Source organism: Lacinutrix sp. Hel_I_90, from assembly GCF_000934685.1.
In the GTDB taxonomy this organism is placed as follows: domain Bacteria; phylum Bacteroidota; class Bacteroidia; order Flavobacteriales; family Flavobacteriaceae; genus Lacinutrix.
Genome location: NZ_JYNQ01000001.1, coordinates 2,629,691 through 2,655,303 on the forward strand (window position 1 = coordinate 2,629,691; position 25,613 = coordinate 2,655,303).

Sequence of the window (25,613 nt, forward strand, 5' to 3'; positions counted from 1 at the left end):
AATTTTAATCAAATCTTAAATAATTCACAACCATAATAGGTTGTTTTTTTATGCTTAAAAGTGAAAGTTTAACAAAATATTAACACGTTCTTGCGAACAAAAAAGACGTTTGGAGGTATTAGTATAGTATGGAATATTCCTATTAATTTAATACTTACTTATTATGAAAAGAGATGTTGAAATACACAAGCTAAAAGTTTATACGATTAAGAAATTAAAATCTTTACAAAAACTCATTGAAGAAAATAACAATAAAAAAGACTGGCTTACAGTAAACGAAGTTGTTAAAGACTTTAATATTAGTCGTAAAACATTTGATAGGTTAAGAGAAAAAGGTTTAAAAGTTTCTCAACCAAAAAGGAATGGAAAAATCCTTGTAGAAAGAAATGAATTAGTAAGCTTTTTAAATGGATAATTATGATAGATAAAATAAAATTCTTATTAAGAAACTACCCTGTTAATGAAGAAATGCGTAATTCTTATAGGAAATTTGGAAAGTCAAGATTTAACCCAGAAATTAATGTATTGGTTAAATATTTGACAAGAGAGGAAAACTTATGCAAGAAAAACAAAAAACATTCTTTAAAGTTGACATTAGCTTATGATACAAAACACGGAAATCATAAATTATATATAGAGGGCAGTATTAGAAAATGGTATTACGGAAAATATAATATCAGAGATTTTAATTACAAAGATTTTTGCCAATGTATTAGTCTTTTGAGTAAAAGATTAGAAATAGAAGAAAATATTTTATGGAATGCAGAGATAACAAAATTAGAAACAGGTGTAACAATTAGGTTTACAAAAGAGTTTGAGGGTATTGCACTTTGTGTGTCTCGATATAAGAACTTTAAAAAGAATACTTATGAAGACAAAGGTGTAAAGTTTAAAGGGAAAAATTATCATGTAATTTTTTATGATAAAATTAGGGAGATTTACAACGATAAAGACAAGTTGGAACGGTCTTACGATAAAATAACAAAAAACAATTTTTTGTTTAGATATGAGATACAAGGTCATAAAGTAAGCGGCATGAAGATGTTTAAAAATAAAGTAGATACTCTATTAAAGGTAAAAAACAACTGGAAGTACTTAGGAGACAATTTGATTATGACACTTGACAAAGTCGAATTTATAGATGTTATATCGCCAGAAGCTTATATAAATCTTAGAGGTGGTGCAATTACTGAAATGTCAGAATTTTTAATATACAAAGGAATAAAAGCTATTGGTATAGAAAAAACACGATTATTGATAGAAACTTTAAACCCTAAAAAAAGGACTAAGTGTAGAAAAAAATATAATGGTATTTATGAAAAACACTTAATAGAAGATAGGCAAAATTATGAGGACATATTTCGTCAAAAACTATTAGAAAAATTATTTTTCGTTTGCAGGAAATAGCTAGTTATATAATAAGAGTAATCTAAACCCTAAATAAAGGTATCACATATAATAATATAAATGAATTAACAAGTAAACATAAATATTGGACATATAACTATTATGAAAATGACAAGTAGATAAATGTAATAACATATAGGAGTATTTAATATAAGTTATATGAATGTTGACCTTATAAGCTAATAGATGAGTTAAAGATAAAGAAGAGTAATATTTTTTTAGCCAGCGACGAAAAGTAATAAGTAGAAAATGAAAGTTGAATCGTTAATGGCTTAAAAACTGATTTTAGTGTTTGTTTTTTGAACTTAAATCATAATAAAGTAAAAGTGTTCTTATGAAAGATAATCGTTAAAATTTAGTCCTTTAAAATGAGTGAAACTAAATTTATATTTTTTGCTTGTTTAATTAAAAATTGATTGTATATTTGCTTCCGCTTAAAGAAATAATTTTTACAGAAAGCACCCCTGTAAAAACCCCTTTAATACTTGTAGCTTTTGAAATTATGTATAAGATATAGGGCGGAATATTAAGACTGATGTCTTCCCGTCCAGACCGCAAAATTGCTAAAAGCTTCAACTCTGTTGAAGCTTTTTTTGGCAATAAAATTTAGTTGTGTTGTTTTGATGGATGTAGTAGTCCATCAAACTGGTAGAGAGCTAGTTAAATAGCTTAAACCGATGGAAAGCTTTCCTTTTTTCTTCCGTTTTTCGGACAAGAAAATTGGGATGCTTTTTTGTTTTACATCCTTTTTATCTGCCAATAATTGGGAGCCAGTCTAAAAACACAGGATACGTGTAGTTTGCTGATTTTTTCAATTACTTGATAATCATTAAGATATATTAGATTATCTTATTATATTGCATGGTCAGCGATTTGTCTTTAAGCACTGGTAATTGCGCGGAATTCTCGTTTCATTTCTGCCAAAATCTACGTTTTCGAGTGCTAAAACAAACATTTTGTGAGGTATTTCGTTAACTTTGTATTAAATTAATAGTAATCCATAAAAATAATAATTATGAAACCCCTCAAACTTAAATTAGCAGCAATTTGAAAAATTGCGTCATAAACGACAGTATTACCTTCTTGAGAACTGAGTTTATCACAACCCCAAATCATGACTTTTCTAAGTAACAAGTTTTAAACCCTACGATAAACTTTGGATAGCTAAGCGTTAGGTTGAAGCATACAAAAACAATAAATTACAATTACTAAAAATTAATAGCAACAATTTAAAACACACCCTTATGAAAACCCTTAAAATTACAGCAGTAGCACTTTTTTCAATTGGATTATTAACAGCAGTATTACCATCGGATAGTATAGAGCCGACAGTGGAATCTTCGAATCATGAGATTTCTAAGCCAGCTATTGATTTAACGGCCATGATTGAAATTACAAATGGTAAGAGACCGAGTGGTGCTTAAAAAGTAACCACGCAATGATGTTTTACAAGCATGTCGCTGTTTGTGAAATGATCAATATTCTTATTAAAATTAATAGCAACAATTTAAAACACACCCTTATGAAAACCCTTAAAATTACAGCAATAGCCCTTTTTTCAATCGGATTATTAACAGCAGTATTACCATCAGATAGTATAGAACCGACAGTGGAATCTTCGAATCATGAGATTTCTAAGCCAGCTATTGATTTAACGGCCATGATTGAAATTACAAATGGTAAGAGACCGAGTGGTGCTTAAAAAGTAACCACGCAATGATGGTTTACAAGCATGTCGCCGTTTGTGAAATGATCAATATTCTTATTAAAATTAATAGCAACAATTTAAAACACACCCTTATGAAAACCCTTAAAATTACAGCAGTAGCCCTTTTTTCAATCGGATTATTAACAGCAGTATTACCATCAGATAGTATAGAGCCGACAGTGGAATCTTCGAATCATGAGATTTCTAAGCCAGCTATTGATTTAACGGCCATGATTGAAATTACAAATGGTAAGAGACCGAGTGGTGCTTAAAAAGTAACCACGCAATGATGGTTTACAAGCATGTCGCCGTTTGTGAAATGATCAATATTCTTATTAAAATTAATAGCAACAATTTAAAACACACCCTTATGAAAACCCTTAAAATTACAGCAGTAGCCCTTTTTTCAATCGGATTATTAACAGCAGTATTACCATCAGATAGTATAGAACCGACAGTGGAATCTATGAATCATGAGATTTCTAAGCCAGCTATTGATTTAACGGCCATGATTGAAATTACAAATGGTAAGAGACCGAGTGGTGCTTAAAAAGAAATATCTTAATTTTACCCTATAAGCACCTCTGAATTTGTAAAATAATTTCTGGATAGAATATTTATTATAAATTTGATTTAAATAAATTAGAATAGACATTGTACAAACATTTTATTGTTTTATTTTTTTTCTCTATTACTTCTGTTTTTTGTCAAAATAGAAATGATACAAAACTACTTGACTCTATTTATAAGCTAAGAAACCTATCTAAGGTTGATAAGTTTGAAATAAACAAGAGAATTGATTATGCGAAAAATGCAATTGAATTATCAAAAAAAACTGGATATGATTCTACATTATTAGGTAGTAAGAGAGCATTATCATCTCTATACCTTGAAAGTGGGGAAATGTATGAGTTAAAAGAGATCAGTCTTGAGAATTTTGAATTAGCGAAAGCTTTAAAAGATTCTTTAGTTATGGCTAATGCAGATTATATATTGGGTTATGCATACGAGGAAGAGGTAAAGTATGATAGCGCTTATTATCACTATTTTAGAGCGGCTAAAGTTTATAAAAAGCTAAATAATAACACAAAGTCGGGTGAAGTAATCTTGAATATGGCAAATATTCAAAATATAGAAAGAGATTATATAGGTAGTGAAATTAATGCCATTGAAGCTAAAAAACTAATTGAACAGCTTCCAGAAACCAACTATAACCTGGATACTTTGTGGTTAATACATAATCTGTTGGGTGTTGTTTCTGGAAAGCTTAAATTGTATGATAAGGCTTTAGAGTATCACGCTCTGGCGTATAAGTTTGCTAGTAAAATGACAAACGGTTATTATTATAAAATTACAACTTCTAGTAATATAGCATCAATCTATAGAAAGAAAGCACAGTATAATGTAGCTGTCGATAAATATAACGAGATACTAGAAAATAAAAATCTTATTACTTATGATTCTGCATCATATGCTAGCACTATTTCCAATATCGCTTATGCTAAATTCTTAAGCGGTATTAAAAACAGGGTTGAGATAGAGAAACCATATAGAGAGGCTATGCATATAGCTAAAGATATAAATAATAACGTAATTGAAATATATACATATCTCTATTTAAGCAAATATTTTGAGGCTATTAAGCAAAGCGATTCAGCTAAAAAATATATTAATAAAGCTTACGATATAGCTAAGGCTACTAAAACTAATGATGTATTATTAGAAAGTTTAATTTTAAAGGCCTCTTTAGCTAAAGATTCGTCACAGCAGTTTCTAATGGAGCACATAAAACTTAGCGATAGTTTGGTTTTGGCAGAACGTTCCATTCGTAATAAATTTGCTAGAATAGATTACGAGACAGAAGCGTTTAAACAGCAAAAAGAGATCGTCTCAAGGCAAAACATCTTATTAATTATTGCCTCCTCAATATTAGCGATTACCTTACTTTTGTTATACGTCATTAAAACAAGACGTGAGAAAATAAAAGAATTACAATTAGCACAGCAACAACAACAGGCAAACGAAGAAATTTACAACCTCATGCTCTCGCAACAGGATAAAATGGATGAGGCCAGAGCGGTTGAAAAAAAGCGAATTTCTCAGGACATTCACGACGGTATTTTAGGGCGATTGTTTGGCGTGCGACTCAATTTAGATAATTTAAACTTCATAAAAACAGATGATGGGATTACTAGGCGTAGTAATTATATTAATGAACTTAAAGAGATTGAATTTGATATTCGTAAAGTATCGCACGACTTAAATACAGATTTTGTCACTAATTCTAGCTTCTCTGGAATTATTAAAACATTGGTAGAAAACCAGTGCGACGCTTACGGTCTAGAATATGCCATTTCCATTGCAAATTCTATTAATTGGGAACTGGTTTCTAATAAAACAAAAGTGCACATCTATAGAATTACGCAGGAGTCACTGCAAAACATTTATAAACATGCCGAGGCAAGTTTAGTTTCTATAACAATTGATGAAGATAATAATTCATTATCTTTAGCTATTAGTGATGATGGGAAGGGCTTCGAAAGTGATAAAATTAAAGACGGTATTGGCCTAAAAAACATCAAATCTAGAGTACAAGAAATTAACGCTAAATTCAATATAAAAACAACTAAAAACGAAGGAACCACCGTTGAAATAGAAATACCTATATAATAAGCCCTTATAAATCCCTCACAACATGGAGCAAAGAACCATTAGAATTTTAATGACCGACGATCATCCAATGATTATAGAAGGTTATCAAAACACCTTACTTGCCACTAAAAAAGAGTCTCAAAACCTTATTATTGATGTTGCATCAAATGCAGACGAATCTATTAAAGCCATTAAATACTCTATAGATACTAAAAAGCCATACGATATTTACTTTTTTGATGTTAGCATTCCAGCCTCTAGTGATGGTCGCTATCAATCAGGAATTGATTTAGCAGCGTATGTAAATGACCGTTCACCGCAATCTAAAGTGATTATTCTGACGATGTTTGAGGAAGCGTACAGAATTACTAAAATTTTAAACGAAATTAATCCAGAAGGCTTTTTAATAAAAAGTGATTTAACAGCAAGCGAACTGTCGAGTGCTTTTCAGCGGGTATTAAACCATGAAGTTTTTTATAGTAGCACTGTAAACACAACAATTAGAAAAATGCAGCCCTACAAAATTGATATTGATAGTATCAATCATGAAATTTTATACCTTATTTCTACGGGTATTAAAACAAAAGATATTGCTAAGCACGTAAATATGTCTTTAAGTGCTGTCGAAAAACGAAAAAAGCAGCTTAAAATTATTTTTGCTGTCGATGATGGAAAAGATGAAACCTTAATGGAAGAAGCAAAAAGTAAAGGATTTATTAGCTAGATTGGCATAAAAAATAGTCGAAATGTTAAAGTTTTAATTATTTCTGTTTTTTTTATTGGTAGAAAAGCCTTGTCTTTATTAATATCTACGGTTTTTTCCGTAAAACACTTACGGTTTTTTCCGTAAAGCACTATATTTCGTTTAGTATATTTGAAGTATCAACAATCATTAGCTAAATTCAAATTAGGATTTAGTTGGTAATAGCACATTTACACTAACCTTATGGTTTTCGCTCGAAATCCATAAGGTTTCTTCTTTTTAGAATAAATCAGTTCAGGCCAGAGCTTAGCAATACTGCCAAAAGTAGCAGGTAATAATTCCAATGGAAACAGTGGATTGTATTAAAGCTTCTCATATTAATACCAAAAGAAGCGTCTAATGGTAATTTTAGCGTTGTTATGTAATTTATTTAAACGCCTTTACTTCTGGTGTGATAACTCAATGATATTGCTTCTAAGAGGTTAACATACTGGAATTAAAAGTAATATGCTCTGCGAAATTTACGCCGCTAAATTCAATCAATATGGTGAGTACGCTAAAAAAAAGCGACATTTTTAAACTATAAAATTAGTTTGAACTAAAATTTTAGTTATATTTGAATTTAGTAATGTGGCTAAAAGCTCAAATTTTAAATATAATCGTATGAAACAATTGACAAAGGCAGAAGAGGACATCATGCACGTATTGTGGCAATTGGACGCGGCTAATGTGAAACAAATAATAGAGCAGCTTCCAGAACCTAAACCAGCCTATAATACGGTATCAACTATTGTTAGAATTTTGGAAAGTAAAGGTTTTGTAGACTATAAAAAACAAGGTAAGGGTCATATTTATTTCCCATTGTTAAAAAAAGAAGTCTATAGTAATCAATCTATTAATAAGTTAGTAGATAATTATTTTCAAGGGTCTTTTAAAAGTATGGTCTCATTTTTTATGAAAAAGAATGACATTAGTTTAAACGAGATGGAGTCCATTTTAAAAGATATTAATAAAAAAGAATAGTTATGATACATTATATCCTTCAAACTTTAGCGTTTCAGTTATTATTTCTGTGCATTTTTGATCTTTTTCTTAAAAAAGAAACTTTTTTTAATTATAATAGAGCGTATTTACTAATATCCGCCCTATTATCCCTAGCGCTTCCATTTATAAAAATTAATAGTTTTAAGGAGGTTGTGCCACAACAATATATATTTACTTTGCCTGAAGTTTTTATTGGAAATACCAAAGAAACGGCTTCAGCAATGACTCAAGCAGCTGAAGCGGCGAATACCTGGTCATGGTCTTGGAATCACCTCATTTACGTAGGCTGTGTAGCAGCCTTATTGCTTTTTCTTTTTAAATTGTGTAAAATCATAGTACTGTTTTACAAAAGCCCAAAGCATAGGCATGAAAACATATCCATTGTAGTGCTTAAAAATAGTAATTCAGCATTTTCTTTTTTTAACTTTATTTTTCTAGGAGATAAGATTGCTGCAGCAGAAAAACAGGCTATTATCGCACATGAACAAGTACATGTGATTCAAAGACATAGCTTGGATTTATTGTTTTTTGAACTGCTCCGAATTCTTTTCTGGTTCAACCCGCTTATCTATTTTTACCAAAAACGAATATCTATTGTGCATGAATTTATTGCAGATGCCGAAGCCATTAAATACCATAATAAAAAATCATATTACGAGAATCTACTCGCTCAAGTTTTTGATACCAAAACGGTATCCTTCATCAATCCATTTTTTAAAGAATCATTAATCAAAAAACGAATCATTATGTTAAGTAAAAACAAATCAAAACAAATCCATTTATTAAAGTATGCCTTATTAATCCCTTTAATCACGGGGATGCTGATATACACGTCTTGTGATTCACAACTATCAGAGAGTGATATAAACGAATCGAAAGTTGCGACTTCTGATCTTACTGAAGAAGCTTTATTACAAAAGTATGTACAAGAGGTAATGGATATTGACGCAAAAGTGGGAGGCCTTTCTGGCCCTGATAAAATTGCTCATTACTCAGAATTTCAAGAAACGGAAGATTATATTCAAAAACGAGACAAATACATTCGTAATAAAGCGCAAAGGATAGTTAGATGTAATGACATGATCAAAAGAAACTTTGAGGGGGAAGATAAGAAAGAACAAAAAAAGAAGTTTAAAGAAGATGTACTTGGTAACATTACAAATGAAAGTTATCAGGATTATTTAGAAGCGAAGAAAAAACCAGAAGCCATTAAAAACTGGGAAAACTGGTCGAAAAGTTTTCAACTTAGAAAACATGTTGCTGATTTAGATAATATAACTGCTGAAGAGCAGAAAATTATTGACAGTCTTACAAGTCTATTACATACTGACGAGTACTACAATACGTTAATCATTTCCGACGGTTTTAGGCATAATAAAACAGAAGTAAAACAAGAAAATGAGACCTCGGCTTTAAATTTTGATGATGCCATCTCTTTTGCGGTGGTTGAAAATGTGCCAGCATACTTAGAATGTGAAGGCCTTTCAAGTAACGAAGAAAAGAAGGACTGCTTTAGTAAGTCTGTAAATAAATTTGTTGCCACAAACTTTGATAGCACTTCAGGTAAAAAAACGGGGTTAGTAGGTGAACAGAGAATAAGTGCCTTCTTTACTATAACAGCCACCGGTGAAATAGCAAATATTAAAGTAAGAGCACCGCATCCGTCATTAGAAAGAGAAGCATACCGGGTTATAAGAGCTTTGCCAAAGCCTAATCCAGGAACAAAAGACGGCAAACCAGTAAACGTGACTTTCTTTTTACCAATAAATTTCAACATTGAAGAATAAATTTCTAGTACTAGTACTTGTAATAATTTTTAAAGCCGAAGCACAGTCTTCGGTTTTAACTATTGGAGACAGTTTGCTAGCGTATGGTAATTATGCCAAAGCGATTACCATTTTACAAACACACAGCAACCAAAACGAAGTCTACTATAAATTAGCAAAAGCCTATCATGCCATAGGTCATTACGACGCGGCTTTAACTCATTACGATAAAGCGCTTGATAGTGATCAGGATAATAGGCTTTTAGCCTATGATTACGGGAAATTATTAGGCAAAACGAAGCAATATAGAAAGGCTTCAAAACTGTTTAGAGTATTAGTAAATGCAGACTCTTTAAATTCAAATTATCATTACGAGCTTGGTGTAAATTTGGATGCTATAGATGAGGAACAAGCGGCTCAAGAGCATTTTGAAAAGGCTTTTATAATAGATTCTACCCATCAAAAAGCGATTTACAGATTGGCGAGATTCCAACTTAAAAAAGGGCAGCATGAAGCGGTCATTCGTCTGGTGGATGTTGGTCTTAAATCCTATCCAAGGAATACCTTATTAATCAGTTTGAAAGCACAAAGTTTTTACAATAGCATGTATTTTAATCAAGCCATTGTTTGGTTCGAAAAGCTCATTGCATTAGGAGAAAGGAGTTCCTTTATTTATGAAAAATTGAGTGTTGCCTATGCTAGGGAGCTAGAATACGAAAAAGCAATTTCTAATTTAGAAGAAGTGCTTAAATTAGAGCCTAAGAACGCCTCTAATGTATACAAATTGGGTGATCTCTATTTTAAAGCGGAAGATTACGTAAATGCAGAAAAATATATAAAATATGCCTTAGAACTTCAAGACACGCCTTTAGATAAAGAATATAACAGATTAGCAAGTATTTATAACTACTTAAAGAGGCCAGAGGAAGCTGTTGCCTATTATAAAAAAGCATTGAAGGAAAATCCTGAAAATGAAAACACACGGTTTTCTTTAGTGATAACTAAGGACAGTTATTACAAAGATATAGAAGCGAGAATTAAATTATATGAAGCGTATCTTAAAACGGATCCAGGTAGCCAGTATACAAAATGGGCAGAAGATGCTCTTACCCGTTTAAAAACTGAAAAATTCATGTCTGACGAAGGCGATAAAAAGTGAATAAAATATTGTACTTTTCAGCATCTAATTACCCTATGCGAAACGTATTACTTGTCATATTGCTAACAACGCTCACATCGTGTGAGTATTTTAATGCTAAAAAAATAGCTTCAGAAACTATTTTAGAAGAAGAGCTTAAGACGTTTAATTGGAATGCTATCGATATCTATCCCGTGTTTGAAACCTGTGATGCAGAAGCCTCAAAGGAGCTATTGAAAACCTGTTTCGAAACGACCTTGTCTAATCATATTTCTAATGCGTTGGCGCAAGAAACAATTGTTGTACACGAAGACCTAAACGATACTATTAATCTAGAGTTCTTAATTTCTGATAAGGGCGTCCTGCGACTTAAAAACATTTCAGCAAACGATAAAACAAAAGAAGCAATTCCTAATATAGAAACTATTTTGACTCATAGTTTAAGCAATTTGCCTGCGTTATTACCAGCCATTAAACGTGATCAACCTGTAAAATCTGCATTCACCCTACCAATTGTTATCGAGGTTAATTGAGGCTAAAGTGAGTAGTTGGCGTGGTTTTATAAAACGATTCTTTTTCACCTGTCTTCTGCAGATTTAATACGACCTACCACTCTTTTGTTGATATGATATCATCTTTCTTAGAACTTTTAAGAGTTAATTTAAACACTGAGTGTTTTACAAAACACAAGCGTTTACAAGTTAAATTTATAACCAACGGCGAAATCTACAGGAAAATTCCCTTGATTATCAATAAACACAGCAACAAGCGAATCGTAAACGAAGGATAAATAACCATTACCAAGTTTAATATCTGCTCCTAAACCAAAGATTAAAGGTGTATCGAAAGCGGAACTAGAAACCGCTTCTGTTTGAATGATTACTGGTTCGCCTTCAGCAGAAGTAATAGAGGCAACTGTTACCTTAGATAATGTAAACGTGGCAAATTTTGTTTGTCCGTATAGATTAAAACCTGCTGTGTTAACAAATCTATAGCGATAACCTAAAGCAATTTGCGTAGCAGAGTACTTAAAGGCATCACTTTCTGTACCATACTTTACACTTAAAAAACCAGCATGCCTTGAAGACATATTATCAGATGCCATTTCTAATTCCGAACCAAAGAAAGGAACGGTTTCATTATTAGGGTTCTCAACAAAGGGGTTGTTAGTGAGGCCGCCAAAAACACCTAAACGCAGTTTAAGTTTGCTTCTAGAATCTGAAATGATATAATTGGAATCTTCCTGAGCATTATAGTTGTTAATAAACTGTTTCAAGCTGTAGGTCGTTAACTTTACTTGAGACGCATCGGTATTGGTCAAGCGACTTAATGTCGTTTGATAATCATTCTGAAATTTATTGTCACTACCCTTGGTGTTCTTTAGCTCAATAATAGAGTCATCAGCGTTTTTAATGAAGTAGCGATAAGTACCATCAAATGTATTCCAAAGTAAATCTAATGTACCTTCAACTTCCGTTTTTAATGCAAGCGTTTCGTTATTAACGGTGTAGGTTTGTTGGGCAAATGCAAAACTGCTAGAGGCCATGCAAATTAAAATAAGAACTAATTTTTTCATTATAACCTAGATTTGGATTGATTGTAAATGTAAAAATTTTAGCCGAATAATGAACTATTTCTTAAAACGTCTTTCTTTCCACTTATAGCTCGTAAACAATGAACTCATAGCAATATAGACACTAAAAAAGGGGTAAATTAAAGCCGAAACTGGAAATGAAGCGAGATAGCGGGTCTGACTAAAAAACGCACTGGTTTTATATAATAACAGAAAATCTGCTGTTATTTTTAAAAGAAAAATAAGTAAAAAAGTAGGCCAATTGCCTACTGTTATCACTGCTAAAATCAAGCTAATAATTAGTGAAGCATTCATAAACAAAACAATCAAGCCCGTTAATTTGCCAAAGGCAGACTGGTAGTTTGATGTTTTTGCTGCCCAACGTTTACGTTGTGATACAAGACTTTTCCAATTTGGTTGTGGCTTTGTGAGTATAATTGCAGATTCAGATTTTAAATAATGCACACTGTTCTTGTCTGCTTTTAAAGCCTTTTCCATTAAAAAAATATCATCACCACTGGCAATATTGGTATTGCCATCAAAACCCTTTAACGCTTTAAAAAGCGATTTGTGATACGCCAAATTCGCACCATTACATAAAAAGGGCCTCTGCATGCCAAACCCACCAATAGTCGCGCCAATGAGACTTAAAAAATCCAGTAATTGAAAGCGTTTTAAAAAAGAAGTCATTGTATTGTAGCTAACCGGAGCAACAATCATTTTAGGCTCATGTTCCTGAATGAAGGCATCAAAATCGGAGAGCCAATAGTTTGGTATAATACAATCGGCATCTGTGGTAACGATCCAGTCGTGTTTAGCAATGGAAATGGCCGAGGTGATGGCGTCCTTTTTAGGCGCGTTTGAGGTTCTGTTGTTTTGAATAATTGTGATGTCGGTTTGAGTGATTCCAACGGTATTCTGTTGTGAAACCTCGGAAGCATTGAGAAGGTTTTCTATAATGGCAACCGAATCATCTTCAGACTCATCGTTAATTAAAATCACTTCATACTGCGCTTTATCGTAACGAAGCGATAAAATAGAAGCTAATAAGGCTTCTAAGTTTTCAGCTTCATTTCTAAACGGAATAACCACAGAGAATGTTGTTTTTTGCTTGGTGCCTTTCCGCTTAAACGTTTTTACTTTACTAAAACCATAAACAAAGCTTAGGATCAAAACAAAGTATAAGACGGTTATGACAATAAAAGTTAAATTCAACATGGATCGTCCTGTTTTGGTAAGTTAAAACGAAGCACATAATAGCTGCCAAATAAACTTGGAATCACAAAATTTAGTAACCACATCAAGGTAATTACACAGAGTACAGTGAATTCATTAACGCCAGTAAAAGAAAACAAATAAACAGCGACACTACCTTTTATTACGACATCTAATAAAAATAGGGAGGGTATTACTGAAGCTAATAAATAGAGTGTGGTAACAATAATCATCGCGTCGTAATAGGCTAATGGCACCCCAAAAAGGGTCAATAAAAAATAAAACTGAAACGAGAATACTGCATAACGGATAAAGGAAAATAAAACCCCTAAAACTTTGAGCTTTAAGCTCAGATTTTTCAGGAAAACTTTAATTTTTTCAATAGGAAACCCTTTTATTTTATAACGGATTTTTTTGAGTCCGAAAACAAATAGGAAAGAAATAACAAGACAAATAATGATAAGTCTTAAGGCTTTAAGATAGTCAATGTTTAGAGCGTATTTAGAAGTGAATAACCAAAACCCAATACAGCCCAAAAGCACTGTTATTCCCATTTGCATGACATTACTAATTAAGTTTAATAGTAATACTTTCTTACGATATGGCTTGGCGTAATAGATTGCTTTTGCACCGTATTCACCTATACGGTTTGGTGTAAAAAGTGATGCCGTTAGTGCTCCTAAGTTTTGCTGGAGTGCTTCAAAAAAAGTGATCGTTTTAACAGAAGAGACTAAGGTTTTCCATTTTAGAATTTCAAAAAACCAGTTTATTAGGGTTAAAACTAGTAAAAACAGACTGTTTTTAATTGAAAAAACCCGATTGTTATTTAAAAACTGAATAAAATCATTAAAATCAAGTGTGCCATTATTTACTAATTTGTGGTAGATAAAATAAAAGGCAACAACAACTAGACTTAATTTAATAAGTACAAAAAAGAATTGTTTAGTTTTGTAGGATACAGCGTTGTACAAGTATTAGGTTTTTTTACAACGCAAATTAAACCAAATATTAGATAATGAAAGCCTTAATTAAATATCTTACTTTTTTTAGCCTATTATTCTTTGTTGTGAATCAAAGTAATGCTCAAAGTGAACAGAGTAAATGGAAAGCACTATTTGCTGTTGGTGTAAATGGACCGGCACAAGACGGATTAGTAGAACCTTTCGTTGCCAATACCATCAATTTCCCAACCATTTCTTTAGGCGTGCAACTCATGCTGAAAAGGAAGTTAGGGGTTAAACTTGATTTTGGATATAACCGTTTTTCTAGTGCAGATAATTCGCCAGAATTTAAAATCAACTACACCCGCATTAACGCACAATTGGTTTACGATAGCACGTCAGATTTTACGTTTTTACCAATGGGAATGGGCTTGGTTTTTCATGCAGGTCCTGGGTATTCCAGTATTAAGCCCTTAGGGTTTTATAAAGAGAATAAAACGGCTTTTTTAAATGTTATGGGTGGAGTAGAATTGCATAAAACGCTATCTAGAACGGTGTCTGTATTTTTTGACGGCTCTTATATTTTAGGTTTTGGAAAAGCATTTGATCCCATATCAGAGGGTTTTGGATCATTTAATGGTAATTTATTTACAGCGACTGTTGGTGTGTCGGTTTCGTTAAGTGGATGCGCATATTGTAACTAAATGACAGAGGACAAAATTATTTTAGGTATTGATCCTGGTACGACGATTATGGGTTTCGGTCTCATAAAAGTGGTAAAGAAAAAGATGCATTTTCTGCAGCTTAATGAACTCGATCTAAAAAAATATGACGACCATTATTTAAAGTTAAAGCTCATTTTTGAGCGGACTATAGAATTGATAGATACGCATCACCCTGATGAAATCGCTATAGAAGCACCGTTTTTTGGAAAGAACGTACAGAGCATGCTCAAATTAGGGCGCGCGCAAGGCGTGGCTATGGCTGCAGGATTATCACGTGAAATCCCAATTACGGAGTATGCGCCTAAAAAAATAAAAATGGCTATTACAGGCAATGGTAATGCTAGCAAAGAGCAAGTGGCGAAGATGTTACAAAGCATGCTAGGCTTAAAAACATTACCAAAAAACTTAGATTCTATGGATGGTTTGGCTGCTGCCGTTTGTCATTTTTATAACCAAGGTCGTGTGGAGGTTGGTAAAAATTATACGGGTTGGAGTGCTTTTGTAAAGCAGAATGAGAAGCGGGTGAAGAAGTAGGTAGTTTTAGTCACAGTCCTTCTCAGTCGCAACCTTTGGTTAATTCATAAAAAATAGATATAAAATGTGTTTTAAAACGAGTCTTATTCTTAAAATTGATAGTATGTATTGCATACTGCCACCAAAAACTGAATACTAATTTGAGCGGCATCTACATCCACATACCATTCTGCAAACAAGCCTGTCACTACTGTGACTTTCATTTTTCTACGTCTTTAAAAAAGAAAGAAGAGCTAATTGGGGCCTTAATTTTAGAAATTGAATTACGAAAAAAGGAGTTTGAAAATATTACTGTAGAAACCATTTACTTTGGAGGTGGTACACCAAGTCTTTTATCTGCCAAAGAGTTAAAACAGATCATAGATGCTGTTTACAAAAATTATAAAGTTTCAAATAATCCAGAAATCACTTTAGAGGCGAATCCAGACGATTTAATCCAGGCAAATGAGAAGGGAGCATTGCGTGCTCCCGAAACCTCTGGAGACAGACAATCGAATTCAGTTTTTAAATCTTACAAGGCGATAGGAATCAATCGCTTATCTATTGGTATTCAATCTTTCTTTGAAAAAGACTTAAAACTCATGAATCGTGCGCACAATGCAAACGAAGCAAAGGCCTGTTTAGAAGCGGCAACCAAGTATTTTGATAATATTTCAGTCGATTTAATCTATGGGATTCCTGGCACATCAACCAAAGAATGGGAAGAGAATATTGCTATCGCTTTAGGTTTTGGAGTCAATCATATTTCTAGTTATGCACTTACTGTAGAACCCAAAACAGCTTTAGCTGCTTTTATAGCAAAAGGAATAATTGATGCTGTAGATGATGACTTAGCAGAACAACAATTTCATATTTTGATTGATACCTTGGTAGCGCATAATTTTGTGCATTATGAGCTTTCAAATTTTGGAAAAGAAGGTTATTTTAGCAGAAATAATTCTGCCTATTGGCAAGGTAAACCTTATATAGGTATTGGTCCTTCAGCGCATTCTTTTGATGGGAAACAGCGCGGTTGGAATGTGCGGAATAATTCAAAATATATAAAGGCAATTGAGACTAATGAGTTACCCTTGGAAATTGAAAAATTAACAAAAACCGATCAATACAATGAGTATGTTATGACCGGTTTACGAACGGTATGGGGTGTTTCGATAGAGAAAGTAAGAACAGAATTTGGAGCGACCTTTGAAAACTATATTTTAGAACACTCTCAAAAGTACATAAAGGAACAATTGTTGTATATTGAAGATGGAACGTTATTAGTCACTAAAAAAGGAAAGTTTCTGAGCGATGGCATCGCTTCAGATTTATTTAAAATTAATATAGCTTGATTACAGTAATACAATTTGACAACAAAAAACACAAAATCGATTTTTCTAAACCTTTAGATATTTCAATGCCACTTCGTGCATCAAAATCGAACACCAATGCATGGTACATAGAGGAGCCAAAAATAGAACCCGTAGTCTTGGGTAAATGGATTGCAAGCGTAGATAAAGGAGCTTCGGTAAACTTTAATACCATTGTTTTTAATCCTCATGCGCACGGCACGCACACAGAGTGTGTGGGGCATATTACAGAAAAAGCTTATAGTATTAATAAAAGCTTAAAGCGTTTTATGTTTACTGCCGAGGTGATAAGTGTCGCGCCTGAATTTATTGGTGAAGACCAGGTGATTTCTAAAAAACAAATTCAATTTTTATTAAAACGAAAAACACCAGAAGCTTTAGTTATTAGAAGCATGCCTAATACAAAAGAAAAGAAATCAAGACAGTATTCTAATACGAATTGGCCGTATTTAACCGAAGAAGCCGCTATTTTCATCCGCGAGAAAGGCATTCAGCATTTACTTATAGATTTACCAAGTGTTGATAAAGAAAAAGATAAGGGACAACTGTTAGCACACAATGCTTTTTGGGATGTTAAAGGTAAAATACGAACCGAAGCGACGATAACAGAATTTATTTATGTGCCTAATAAAGTGAAAGATGGCAGTTATATTTTGAACTTGCAAATTGCGCCATTCGAAAATGATGCCACCCCTAGCAAACCTATTTTATATAAGATAGAGTAATGAAAAATACGTTGCGAATTGAAGAACTCTTACAGTTTATATTAGGGATTTACTTTTTTAGTGTTTTAGATTATCAATGGTGGTGGTTTTTAGTTCTAATTTTGCTGCCAGATATTGGGATGATAGGCTATATTATAAATTCAAAAATTGGAGCAGTTACCTATAATTTCATGCACAATAAAGCGGTTGCTATAGTGTTTTGGCTTATAGGTATTTACATAGATATAGGCGTCGTTGAGTTGATTGGGATCATTTTGTTTACGCATGCTGCTATGGATAGAATGTTTGGCTTTGGGTTAAAATATGCTGATAGTTTTTACAATACGCATTTAGAGCAGTAAAGAAAAAAAGAATAATGGATATTATATTTGCAATCATTTTTGGGATTATAGCTTCTTTGGGAGTGACCACTTATGTAAAACATATTGAGACTAAAAAATTAGCACAATCGCAATCTGTTATTCTATTAGACAAGATTAAAAAAGTCTGCAAGTTTATTACTGTTGAAGGTGATTTTGCTGAAATCTATCACTATGAAAACGTCAAAGAACGTTTTTTAAAATTAGTATCAAGCCGAAAGCGCGCCTTAGTTATTATCGATGCAAAAGCTTACGTGGGTTTCGATTTAGCAAAAATTGATATGACTGCTAATGCCATTACAAAAACAGTTGTTTTAAATCATTTTCCAAAACCTGAAATATTGTCTATTGAAACAAATCTTAAATATTACGATAAAAAAGATGGCCTGTTTAATAAGTTTGAAGCGCACGATTTAACGGCATTACACAATGAAGCTAAATCACATATTAGAGAAAAAGTGCCAGCAAGTGGCTTGTTTCTAATTGCTCAAAAAGAAGCTTTAGAATCTGTACTACTTATAGAAGGCATTGTGCAAACGATTGGCTGGAAATTAGACTACACCGCATTAAAAATAGAAGAAAGTGAAATAAATAAATTATCAAATGAGTAGCTTTAAGCAAAATATAAGCGTTTCAGCGATTAATTTGTGTGCTTTCTTATTTGTTTTTTAAATTTAAGTCTCCCTAGATAGAACGCGTTAGAATTGTTATTTGATTGAATCAAAAAAAGTACGGAGCATGAATATCATAGTAAATTACCTCAATGAAGTTCTTGAAAGTCTGGATATTCCAGTCATAAGTAAAGAAAACACTTTAAAACAAAGACGACATAAGTCAAACAATAAAAACGAAAATCAACTAAACGAAAAAGATTAGTTTTCTCAATGTCATCCCCTATGAATATTGAAGAACTTCGTGATTACTGTTTAAGCAAACCACATACTACAGAAGATTTTCCGTTTGATCAAAATACGCTAGTATTTAAAGTTGCAGGGAAAATGTTTGCTTTAGTGCCATTAGACCAATGGGAAAAAGGTTTGGCTTCAGTAAATTTAAAAGCTAATCCTGAGTATGCCTTAGAACTTAGAGGAGCGTACGAAAGTATTCAACCCGGTTTTCACATGAATAAAAACCATTGGAATTCTATCTATATTTACCTAGGAGAACTACCACCCACATTTATTAGAGCACTCATTGACCATTCTTATGCTATGGTTGTTGAGAGTATGACTAAAAAGCTACGTAACACTTTAAGGTAATCTTGCATAAGCTTATAATTAAATGTAATATTGCAGCAGACTAAAAAGCAACTATTATGAGCCTATTACAAATGCTAGAAGACAGAAGTAATGCTGCCTGCGAGTTATGCACCTCTACTACAGACATAAGACAATATAACATTCCACCAGCTTTAACCGAAACGGTTGACAACAGCCTGTTGGTTTGTGCGAACTGTCATGATCAAATTGAAGGAAATACTGAAATGGATGCTAACCACTGGAGGTGTCTTAACGATAGCATGTGGAGTGAGCACGTAGCGGTACAAATTATGGCTTGGCGTATGCTACAAAGATTGCGTGGTGAAGGTTGGCCTAAAGATTTATTAGACATGATGTATTTAGAGGATGAAGCATTAGCTTTAGCAAGAGCAACGGGAGAACATAAAGATGAATCTGAAAAAATCATACATAGAGATGTAAATGGTGTTATTTTAGAAAACGGAGATTCTGTGGTGTTAGTAAAAGATTTAAAGGTAAAAGGGTCTAGTATGGTCGCAAAGCAAGGAACTCCAGTTAGGAACATACGTTTAGATCGTGAAAATGCGACCTATATTGAAGGTAAAGTAGGACCAACGCAAATCGTAATTATTACCGAGTATGTTAAAAAGTTATAATAGCTAAGAAACAAATTATAAAAATACAAAAAGCCTTAATTAGTATATTAATTAAGGCTTTTTCTTTGTAAGATAAATTTTAAAAATAGGGTTTAGTTTGTTTTTAAAATTTTATAGATCGTATTTTCTATCATTAAAAAATATAAACCCCCAGGTAGATAAGAGATATCAATGGTTTGATTATTAGAGGTAATTTTTCCAATGTTGAGTAAATGACCTGGTAAGGATATAATTTTGTAATCTAAATGAGTTGTGAAATTCTTATTTGATATTACCAATTCTGAAACAGCCGGATTAGGATAAATTTTAATGTTGGATCTTTCAAATGTTTCATTTGACAAAGCATTTATCTCACCATTAATATCATATCTGGAAAAGAAATTCCATATTTCCTGAGACGCATTAATATCTTGATTTGCTGGGGCAAAACTATTGCCTGGCCAAGTATGACCTCCTCCAATAACTTTAAAGTGTTCCACGGTTACATTATTATCGCCATTAGCGTATACAATATGTTCTACTGTTGAACCATCGGTAGTATTTGTGTCTGGTAAGCTCGTTACTGATGGAGTGACATCAGTATTATTATATTCGGACCAATAGGTTAAAACATCTGGAATTGCAGTAGCAAAATTACTTCCATTATAATTCACAGTACCATCTGATGTGCCATGAATTTCTAATACTGGAGTAGGGTGCGATGGACTACAAGTGCTTACAGTGCCCAAGGTCATTGAGCCAGTAACAGAAGCTATCGCTGCAATACGTTCGCTTAATTCACAAGCCAGTCGGTAACTCATAAAGCCGCCGTTAGACATGCCAGCACTATAAATCCGGTCTTGATTTATAGTATACTGAGTCGCAAGGTCATCTAATAATGCATTAATAAAGCCAACATCGTCAACAGTACTTGTTCCCCAACCAACATTAAAATGCGTGTTTCCTGCACCATCTACCGTTCCTTGTGGTACGACTAGTAAAAACCCATCCAGATCTGCCATTGGTCGGAAGTCACCATAGTTTATTTGAACTTCAGCACTAGACGTATAGCCGTGGAAATTAAATACTAATGGTGCAGGAATTGTTGGGTTGTAAGCTTGAGGCACATAAAGGATATAACTCCTCTGTATGCCACCGTGCATCAAAGTACCGTTGATGGTTTGTTGAGCATTTATATGTTTTGAAAATAAAAGAATAAAAAGAAGCAATAGAAATTGGCAGCTAAAGCGTGTTGAGGGTTTGTTTTTATGGATCATTACTTAATACGTTAAATTTTCATCTAAAGTAAAACTTATTTTTATAAAAAAAATTGGGACGACTACATAACTGTGATATTTAATTTATAATCGTTTCCTATAGTCCGAAGGACTTATCGATTTAATAGCTTTAAACTGTCGGTTAAAATTAGATAAGTTGTTAAAACCGGACTGATAAGCAATATCACAAATTATTAATTCACTAGAAGCACGCATTAATTTACAAGCTTGTTCAATACGGAGTTCATTTAAAAACCGAACATAGGTTTTGTTCGTTCTTTTTTTAAAGTATTTACAAAAGGCATTTTTGGTCATATTGGCAACATCAGCTATTTGGTTCAGCATAATTTCGTTCTCAAAATTAGACAGGGTATACTCAAAGACTTGGGCTAAGCGCTTCCCTTCGATATCAGTATATTTTTTATCATAAACAAAAGAGGAGAGACTCTTGTAGTTTCCTTTAGACGCTGTTTTCAACAATTCTAAAAAAATAATAAATTGTGATAATTTTGAAGCCGTTTTCAACTGAAAAAAATAGTCCTGCATTGCGTTTTGATGAGCGGTCATTTTAAACCCGTTTATTGAGCGTTTAAAAAACACCTTTAACTCATTAAGTGCTTCTAATTCAAAAAAGTCTTTACCAAAGGAGGTTTTAGTAAAGAATAACGTTAGCATATGTGAGTGTTCGCTAGCTTGCCTGTCACTTTTAAAAACATGAGGTAAATGACTGCCTATAACTAAAACATCACCAGTCTTATAATCATTTACGGTATCGCCCACAATTAAGGTGCCTTCGCCTTCAACAATATAACTGAGTTGTATGTCTTCATGCTGGTGAAGTTTGTCGTAAAAGGCAAGGTCGTAATCTTCTTGAAAGACTAAAGCGTTTTGTTCGGGTTTTGGTATTTTAAAGGGAAATACTTTCATAATTATAGCCTAAAGTAACGCAAATAATATTCATAATATGTATACTAAGCTTTAAATAGGATAATATAGTATCAAATTAAGATAAAAAAGCATCATTTATACCATCTGTAGTGAGGTAAATTTACTTTATAAAAAAATAGAATTATGAGTTTAGAATGGAAAGGTGTCATGCCAGCAGTTACAACAAAATTTACGACGGAAGACACTTTAGATATAGACCTCTTTAAAGTAAATATACAAGCACAATTAGATGAAGGTGTTCATGGTTTGGTTTTAGGGGGCAGTTTAGGAGAAGCAAGTACTTTATCAGAAACCGAAAAGCGCGTTTTAACAAAAGAAACCGTGGCTATGGTAAAAGGTAAAGTACCAGTGCTAATGAATATTGCTGAGCAAACCACGAAAGGGGCTATTTTAGCGGCACAATATGCAGAGGAAGATGGGGCAAACGGTCTAATGATGTTGCCGCCCATGCGCTATAAATCATGCGATAGAGAAACCGTAGCATATTTTAAAACAGTTGCTAATAGTACGACATTGCCAATTATGATTTACAACAACCCTGTAGATTATAAAATTGAAGTCAACCTAGATATGTTTGAAGAATTAATGGCCTGTAAAAATATAGAGGCCGTAAAAGAATCGACCCGCGACATTACTAATGTGACGCGCATTAAAAATCGTTTTGGGGATCGCTTGAAAATTATGACAGGTGTAGATACGATTGCGCTAGAAAGTTTAATCATGGGAGCAGATGGATGGATTGCTGGTTTGGTGTGTGCATTTCCTGCAGAAACCGTAGCTATTTATGAGTTGCAAAGGGTAGGACGCATAAAAGAAGCCATAGCCATTTTTAGATGGTTTTTACCATTGTTGGAGTTAGATATAAACCCTAAATTAGTTCAGAACATTAAATTAGCTGAGGTCTATACAAAAATTGGATCAGAACAAGTGCGTGAACCGCGATTACCCTTGTATGGTGAAGAACGGCAGCAGGTGATAAACATCATAGAAAATGCCCTGAAGCTCAGACCGACATTGCCAGAGTATAAGAATTTATAAACTTAACTAAGAATTTGCCTCCTTTGGAGGTGTTAAATAAGTCACATGATAACAGGAAAAAACTACATTGGAAACCAGCTTTCAGCAAAGGGAAGTACTACCTATAAAACATTTAATCCGCAATTAAATATTGAGAATGAGACTGTTTTCATAGAAGCCACATCAGAAGAAATTAAGGAAGCTGTTCAGCTGGCATCAGAAGCTTTTATTGCTTTTAGAAATGTCTCTGGAGTAAAAAAGGCGGCGTTTTTAAATGCGATAGCAGATGAGATTTTGGTGTTGGGAGAGGCGCTTATTAAAACCTATTGTAAAGAGTCTGGTCTCCCAGAAGGTCGCGCAATTGGGGAAAGAGGGCGAACAGTGGGGCAACTTCAAAGTTTTGCAAAACTACTATTAGAGGGGTCTTGGGTTGAAGCGACTATAGACACTGCTCAGCCAAATAGAGAACCACAACCAAAACCAGACCTACGTAAATTATTAGTACCCCTTGGTCCGGTTGTTGTTTTTGGAGCGAGTAACTTCCCCTTAGCATTCTCAACGGCTGGTGGTGATACTGCCGCTGCATTAGCCGCTGGATGTCCGGTAATCGTGAAGTCGCACCCTATGCATTCAGGTACAGGAGAATTAGTAGCTTCAGCAATACTACAAGCCGCTAAAAAGACGGGGATGCCAAACGGCGTATTTTCCAATTTAAACAGCAGTGGTATCGAAGTGGGGTCACAGTTAGTAAAACATCCAGGGGTAAAGGCCGTTGGTTTTACAGGAAGTATTAAAGGGGGGCGCGCGTTGTATGATTTAGCAGCAAAACGAGAGGAACCCATTCCAGTCTTTGCAGAAATGGGGAGCATAAATCCAGTAGTGATTCTACCCGAAGCTTTAAAAAACAGAGGTAAAGCACTTGCTAAAACTTATGCGGGTTCAATTACAGTAGGTACGGGACAGTTTTGTACGAATCCAGGACTGCTGTTAGCAATTAAATCTGAAGCGCTAAGCAGTTTTATTCAAGAGCTTTCCAATGAAATTGTAAAGGTAGAGCCCTCATGCATGTTGCATCCCAATATTGTTGAAGCTTATGAGAATAAAAAAGAAAAAGCAGTAGCGCAAAGCGGAATTACCGTTACTGCAGCCTATACTACTAAAGTAAACGCTAACTATGCAAGACAAACAATTACAACAGTTGAAGGTCAAACTTTTTTAGAAAACCAAAGCTTACATCAAGAGGTTTTTGGGCCTTATTCTATAGTGGTACAATGTGCAAACGCAAAACAACTGGAACGCATTATTTCAAAATTAGAAGGACAACTAACAGCTACTGTAATTGCAGATAATCAAGAGGCTTCAACATATCCTGAAGTCATCGCAGCACTACAAAATAGAGTCGGGCGCTTGATTTTTAATGGAGTGCCAACAGGGGTTGAGGTTTGCGCGGCTATGACTCACGGCGGACCTTACCCAGCATCAACCGACAGTCGTTTTACGGCAATCGGGATTCATTCCATAAAACGCTGGGTACGCCCGTTTAGTTATCAAGACTGGCCAAACGCCTTGCTTCCAGAGGCACTTAAAAATGAAAACCCGCTTAGTATTAATAGAGTAATAGATGGGCAGCAAACCAGAGATCAAATAAAATGAAACACACTTTTGTTTGCATAGACGCACATACTTGTGGCAACCCTGTAAGAGTAATTAAAACAGGTGGTCCAAATTTGGTTGGAAATTCTATGAGTGAAAAACGGCAGCACTTTTTAAGAGAATACGATTGGATTCGAAAAGGCTTAATGTTTGAACCTCGAGGCCATGATATGATGAGTGGAAGCATTTTGTATCCACCACACGATCCAGAAAATGATTTTGCCATCTTATTTATTGAAACTTCAGGTTGTTTGCCTATGTGCGGTCATGGAACCATTGGAACCATTACCATTGCTATAGAGGAAGGATTAATTAAACCTAAAACGCCAGGAGAAATTAAAATGGAAGCACCTGCAGGCTTGGTACATATTGAATACCAGCAAACGGGAAATAAAGTAGATTGGGTGAAGTTCACTAATGTTAGAAGTTATTTAGCTGCAGAAGGTTTAACGGTCGATTGCCCAACATTAGGAACGCTTACTTTTGATGTTGCTTATGGAGGTAACTATTATGCAATAGTAGACCCACAAACTAATTTTTCTGGAGTACATGACTTTTCTGCTGGACAAATTGTTCACTATTCACAAGTGCTTAGGCAACGTATTAACGAGAAATATCCTAATGCATTCGTGCATCCTGACAATGAAACCATTCGTGATGTCACACATCTATTGTGGACGGGGAACCCTATAGATCCAACATCTTCAGGGAGAAATGCTGTATTTTATGGCGATAAAGCAATAGACAGAAGTCCGTGTGGAACAGGAACCTCTGCGCGTTTGGCACAATTATTTGCTAAAGGAAAATTGAAAATTGGCGAAGACTTTATACATGAGAGTTTTATTGGGAGTAAATTTACAGGACGCGTTGAGGAAGTGGTTATGATAAAAGATAAAGTAGCGATTGTGCCTAGTATTAAAGGTTGGGCTAAAATTTATGGTCACAATACAATAACAATCGATCCTAAGGATGACCCTTACGCTTTTGGCTTTCAGGTCATTTGATT

Annotated in this window: 29 protein-coding genes; 24 read left to right on the forward strand and 5 right to left on the reverse strand. The window is 33.8% G+C overall.

Going from position 1 to position 25,613, the window contains the following annotated elements:
* Positions 1-163 precede the first annotated feature (163 nt).
* From GQ46_RS11620 to GQ46_RS11680, 12 genes are all read left to right on the forward strand, one after another.
* On the forward strand, positions 164-415 hold the full coding sequence (locus tag GQ46_RS11620; protein WP_044402042.1) for a hypothetical protein: 252 nt from the start codon (positions 164-166) through the stop codon (positions 413-415).
* Between the two features lie 2 nt (positions 416-417).
* Positions 418-1,407 (forward strand): hypothetical protein, encoded by a 990-nt coding sequence (locus GQ46_RS11625; RefSeq protein ID WP_044402045.1) that lies wholly within the window; start codon positions 418-420, stop codon positions 1,405-1,407.
* Positions 1,408-2,651: 1,244 nt separating this feature from the next.
* Positions 2,652-2,831 carry a hypothetical protein gene (locus tag GQ46_RS11635; protein ID WP_044402050.1) on the forward strand — a complete coding sequence of 60 codons (180 nt, stop codon included), beginning with the start codon at positions 2,652-2,654 and terminating at the stop codon, positions 2,829-2,831.
* Positions 2,832-2,929: 98 nt separating this feature from the next.
* The gene (locus tag GQ46_RS11640; protein WP_082041804.1) at positions 2,930-3,109 is read left to right on the forward strand and encodes a hypothetical protein; all 180 of its coding nucleotides are present in this window, start codon (positions 2,930-2,932) and stop codon (positions 3,107-3,109) included.
* Positions 3,110-3,207: 98 nt separating this feature from the next.
* Positions 3,208-3,387 (forward strand): hypothetical protein, encoded by a 180-nt coding sequence (locus GQ46_RS11645; RefSeq protein WP_044402050.1) that lies wholly within the window; start codon positions 3,208-3,210, stop codon positions 3,385-3,387.
* Positions 3,388-3,485: 98 nt separating this feature from the next.
* The gene (locus GQ46_RS11650) at positions 3,486-3,665 is read left to right on the forward strand and encodes a hypothetical protein (RefSeq protein ID WP_082041805.1); all 180 of its coding nucleotides are present in this window, start codon (positions 3,486-3,488) and stop codon (positions 3,663-3,665) included.
* 353 nt (positions 3,666-4,018) lie between these two features.
* A complete protein-coding gene (locus GQ46_RS11655) occupies positions 4,019-5,785 on the forward strand; it encodes a sensor histidine kinase (RefSeq protein ID WP_156133194.1) in 1,767 nt (588 codons plus the stop codon).
* 25 nt (positions 5,786-5,810) lie between these two features.
* Entirely contained in the window at positions 5,811-6,491 is a 681-nt protein-coding gene (locus GQ46_RS11660) for a response regulator (RefSeq protein ID WP_044402060.1), read from the forward strand.
* A 642-nt stretch (positions 6,492-7,133) separates the two neighbouring features.
* Complete coding sequence (locus tag GQ46_RS11665; RefSeq protein WP_044404998.1) at positions 7,134-7,493, forward strand: BlaI/MecI/CopY family transcriptional regulator; 360 nt, start codon at positions 7,134-7,136, stop codon at positions 7,491-7,493.
* 2 nt (positions 7,494-7,495) lie between these two features.
* Positions 7,496-9,301: a M56 family metallopeptidase gene (locus GQ46_RS17880; protein ID WP_044402063.1), complete on the forward strand. Its 1,806-nt coding sequence runs from the start codon at positions 7,496-7,498 to the stop codon at positions 9,299-9,301.
* Entirely contained in the window at positions 9,291-10,439 is a 1,149-nt protein-coding gene (locus tag GQ46_RS11675) for a lipopolysaccharide assembly protein LapB (RefSeq protein ID WP_044402066.1), read from the forward strand. The genes GQ46_RS17880 and GQ46_RS11675 overlap by 11 nt, the downstream gene beginning before the upstream one ends.
* The gene (locus tag GQ46_RS11680) at positions 10,436-10,951 is read left to right on the forward strand and encodes a hypothetical protein (protein ID WP_231567355.1); all 516 of its coding nucleotides are present in this window, start codon (positions 10,436-10,438) and stop codon (positions 10,949-10,951) included. The genes GQ46_RS11675 and GQ46_RS11680 overlap by 4 nt, the downstream gene beginning before the upstream one ends.
* Before the next feature lie 161 nt (positions 10,952-11,112).
* Here GQ46_RS11680 and GQ46_RS11685 read toward each other — a convergent pair whose 3' ends face one another.
* From GQ46_RS11685 to GQ46_RS11695, 3 genes are read right to left on the reverse strand one after another with little or no spacing between them, the layout of a single operon-like run.
* Positions 11,113-11,994 (reverse strand): hypothetical protein, encoded by an 882-nt coding sequence (locus GQ46_RS11685; protein WP_044402072.1) that lies wholly within the window; start codon positions 11,992-11,994, stop codon positions 11,113-11,115.
* Between the two features lie 54 nt (positions 11,995-12,048).
* Positions 12,049-13,209: a glycosyltransferase gene (locus GQ46_RS11690; protein ID WP_044402075.1), complete on the reverse strand. Its 1,161-nt coding sequence runs from the start codon at positions 13,207-13,209 to the stop codon at positions 12,049-12,051.
* Complete coding sequence (locus tag GQ46_RS11695; RefSeq protein ID WP_044402078.1) at positions 13,203-14,177, reverse strand: lysylphosphatidylglycerol synthase domain-containing protein; 975 nt, start codon at positions 14,175-14,177, stop codon at positions 13,203-13,205. Before GQ46_RS11695 ends, GQ46_RS11690 begins: the two co-directional genes overlap by 7 nt.
* A 44-nt stretch (positions 14,178-14,221) precedes the next feature.
* On the opposite strand from GQ46_RS11695, the gene GQ46_RS11700 reads away from it, so the two are divergent.
* The 9 genes from GQ46_RS11700 to GQ46_RS11735 all read left to right on the forward strand — a co-directional run bounded on the left by GQ46_RS11700 (position 14,222) and on the right by GQ46_RS11735 (position 19,733).
* A complete protein-coding gene (locus GQ46_RS11700; RefSeq protein ID WP_044402081.1) occupies positions 14,222-14,851 on the forward strand; it encodes a hypothetical protein in 630 nt (209 codons plus the stop codon).
* Positions 14,852-15,406, forward strand: a complete 555-nt coding sequence (ruvC, locus tag GQ46_RS11705; protein ID WP_044402084.1) for a crossover junction endodeoxyribonuclease RuvC — start codon at positions 14,852-14,854, stop codon at positions 15,404-15,406.
* A gap of 140 nt (positions 15,407-15,546) precedes the next feature.
* Positions 15,547-16,737, forward strand: coding sequence for a coproporphyrinogen-III oxidase family protein (locus GQ46_RS11710; RefSeq protein ID WP_044402086.1), 1,191 nt, complete (start codon positions 15,547-15,549; stop codon positions 16,735-16,737).
* A complete protein-coding gene (locus GQ46_RS11715) occupies positions 16,734-17,480 on the forward strand; it encodes a cyclase family protein (protein WP_044402088.1) in 747 nt (248 codons plus the stop codon). Before GQ46_RS11710 ends, GQ46_RS11715 begins: the two co-directional genes overlap by 4 nt.
* Positions 17,480-17,821: a DUF4260 domain-containing protein gene (locus tag GQ46_RS11720; protein ID WP_044402090.1), complete on the forward strand. Its 342-nt coding sequence runs from the start codon at positions 17,480-17,482 to the stop codon at positions 17,819-17,821. Before GQ46_RS11715 ends, GQ46_RS11720 begins: the two co-directional genes overlap by 1 nt.
* A gap of 14 nt (positions 17,822-17,835) precedes the next feature.
* Positions 17,836-18,450 (forward strand): DUF4230 domain-containing protein, encoded by a 615-nt coding sequence (locus GQ46_RS11725; RefSeq protein WP_044402092.1) that lies wholly within the window; start codon positions 17,836-17,838, stop codon positions 18,448-18,450.
* A 127-nt stretch (positions 18,451-18,577) separates the two neighbouring features.
* The gene (locus tag GQ46_RS17765) at positions 18,578-18,715 is read left to right on the forward strand and encodes a hypothetical protein (RefSeq protein WP_156133196.1); all 138 of its coding nucleotides are present in this window, start codon (positions 18,578-18,580) and stop codon (positions 18,713-18,715) included.
* A 20-nt stretch (positions 18,716-18,735) separates the two neighbouring features.
* Positions 18,736-19,098 (forward strand): MmcQ/YjbR family DNA-binding protein, encoded by a 363-nt coding sequence (locus tag GQ46_RS11730; protein ID WP_044402095.1) that lies wholly within the window; start codon positions 18,736-18,738, stop codon positions 19,096-19,098.
* Positions 19,099-19,154: 56 nt separating this feature from the next.
* Positions 19,155-19,733, forward strand: a complete 579-nt coding sequence (locus GQ46_RS11735; RefSeq protein WP_044402097.1) for an alkylphosphonate utilization protein — start codon at positions 19,155-19,157, stop codon at positions 19,731-19,733.
* 92 nt (positions 19,734-19,825) lie between these two features.
* Here the strand turns inward: GQ46_RS11735 and GQ46_RS11740 are convergent, their stop codons facing one another.
* Together GQ46_RS11740 and GQ46_RS11745 are read right to left on the reverse strand one after the other, a co-directional pair.
* Complete coding sequence (locus GQ46_RS11740; RefSeq protein WP_082041751.1) at positions 19,826-20,989, reverse strand: T9SS type A sorting domain-containing protein; 1,164 nt, start codon at positions 20,987-20,989, stop codon at positions 19,826-19,828.
* 84 nt (positions 20,990-21,073) lie between these two features.
* Positions 21,074-21,916 (reverse strand): AraC family transcriptional regulator, encoded by an 843-nt coding sequence (locus GQ46_RS11745; protein ID WP_044402099.1) that lies wholly within the window; start codon positions 21,914-21,916, stop codon positions 21,074-21,076.
* 144 nt (positions 21,917-22,060) lie between these two features.
* On the opposite strand from GQ46_RS11745, the gene GQ46_RS11750 reads away from it, so the two are divergent.
* The 3 genes from GQ46_RS11750 to GQ46_RS11760 are packed head-to-tail and all read left to right on the forward strand — an operon-like array spanning position 22,061 to position 25,611.
* Positions 22,061-22,975, forward strand: a complete 915-nt coding sequence (locus tag GQ46_RS11750; protein ID WP_044402102.1) for a dihydrodipicolinate synthase family protein — start codon at positions 22,061-22,063, stop codon at positions 22,973-22,975.
* Between the two features lie 45 nt (positions 22,976-23,020).
* Positions 23,021-24,607: an aldehyde dehydrogenase (NADP(+)) gene (locus GQ46_RS11755; protein ID WP_044402104.1), complete on the forward strand. Its 1,587-nt coding sequence runs from the start codon at positions 23,021-23,023 to the stop codon at positions 24,605-24,607.
* Positions 24,604-25,611, forward strand: a complete 1,008-nt coding sequence (locus GQ46_RS11760) for a 4-hydroxyproline epimerase (RefSeq protein WP_044402107.1) — start codon at positions 24,604-24,606, stop codon at positions 25,609-25,611. Before GQ46_RS11755 ends, GQ46_RS11760 begins: the two co-directional genes overlap by 4 nt.
* The last annotated feature ends 2 nt before the right edge of the window (positions 25,612-25,613 follow it).

Coding starts and splice junctions, on each gene's coding strand:
- GQ46_RS11620 (WP_044402042.1), top strand. CDS start 164: ATGAAAAGAGATGTTGAAATACACAAGCTAAAAGTTTATACGATTAAG.
- GQ46_RS11635 (WP_044402050.1), top strand. CDS start 2,652: ATGAAAACCCTTAAAATTACAGCAGTAGCACTTTTTTCAATTGGATTA.
- GQ46_RS11730 (WP_044402095.1), top strand. CDS start 18,736: ATGAATATTGAAGAACTTCGTGATTACTGTTTAAGCAAACCACATACT.
- GQ46_RS11720 (WP_044402090.1), top strand. CDS start 17,480: ATGAAAAATACGTTGCGAATTGAAGAACTCTTACAGTTTATATTAGGG.
- ruvC (WP_044402084.1), top strand. CDS start 14,852: ATGACAGAGGACAAAATTATTTTAGGTATTGATCCTGGTACGACGATT.
- GQ46_RS11645 (WP_044402050.1), top strand. CDS start 3,208: ATGAAAACCCTTAAAATTACAGCAGTAGCCCTTTTTTCAATCGGATTA.
- GQ46_RS11755 (WP_044402104.1), top strand. CDS start 23,021: ATGATAACAGGAAAAAACTACATTGGAAACCAGCTTTCAGCAAAGGGA.
- GQ46_RS11760 (WP_044402107.1), top strand. CDS start 24,604: ATGAAACACACTTTTGTTTGCATAGACGCACATACTTGTGGCAACCCT.
- GQ46_RS11650 (WP_082041805.1), top strand. CDS start 3,486: ATGAAAACCCTTAAAATTACAGCAGTAGCCCTTTTTTCAATCGGATTA.
- GQ46_RS17880 (WP_044402063.1), top strand. CDS start 7,496: ATGATACATTATATCCTTCAAACTTTAGCGTTTCAGTTATTATTTCTG.
- GQ46_RS17765 (WP_156133196.1), top strand. CDS start 18,578: ATGAATATCATAGTAAATTACCTCAATGAAGTTCTTGAAAGTCTGGAT.
- GQ46_RS11700 (WP_044402081.1), top strand. CDS start 14,222: ATGAAAGCCTTAATTAAATATCTTACTTTTTTTAGCCTATTATTCTTT.
- GQ46_RS11655 (WP_156133194.1), top strand. CDS start 4,019: ATGTATGAGTTAAAAGAGATCAGTCTTGAGAATTTTGAATTAGCGAAA.
- GQ46_RS11690 (WP_044402075.1), bottom strand. CDS start 13,209: ATGTTGAATTTAACTTTTATTGTCATAACCGTCTTATACTTTGTTTTG.
- GQ46_RS11660 (WP_044402060.1), top strand. CDS start 5,811: ATGGAGCAAAGAACCATTAGAATTTTAATGACCGACGATCATCCAATG.
- GQ46_RS11685 (WP_044402072.1), bottom strand. CDS start 11,994: ATGAAAAAATTAGTTCTTATTTTAATTTGCATGGCCTCTAGCAGTTTT.
- GQ46_RS11625 (WP_044402045.1), top strand. CDS start 418: ATGATAGATAAAATAAAATTCTTATTAAGAAACTACCCTGTTAATGAA.
- GQ46_RS11735 (WP_044402097.1), top strand. CDS start 19,155: ATGAGCCTATTACAAATGCTAGAAGACAGAAGTAATGCTGCCTGCGAG.
- GQ46_RS11725 (WP_044402092.1), top strand. CDS start 17,836: ATGGATATTATATTTGCAATCATTTTTGGGATTATAGCTTCTTTGGGA.
- GQ46_RS11750 (WP_044402102.1), top strand. CDS start 22,061: ATGAGTTTAGAATGGAAAGGTGTCATGCCAGCAGTTACAACAAAATTT.
- GQ46_RS11665 (WP_044404998.1), top strand. CDS start 7,134: ATGAAACAATTGACAAAGGCAGAAGAGGACATCATGCACGTATTGTGG.
- GQ46_RS11740 (WP_082041751.1), bottom strand. CDS start 20,989: ATGATCCATAAAAACAAACCCTCAACACGCTTTAGCTGCCAATTTCTA.
- GQ46_RS11640 (WP_082041804.1), top strand. CDS start 2,930: ATGAAAACCCTTAAAATTACAGCAATAGCCCTTTTTTCAATCGGATTA.
- GQ46_RS11745 (WP_044402099.1), bottom strand. CDS start 21,916: ATGAAAGTATTTCCCTTTAAAATACCAAAACCCGAACAAAACGCTTTA.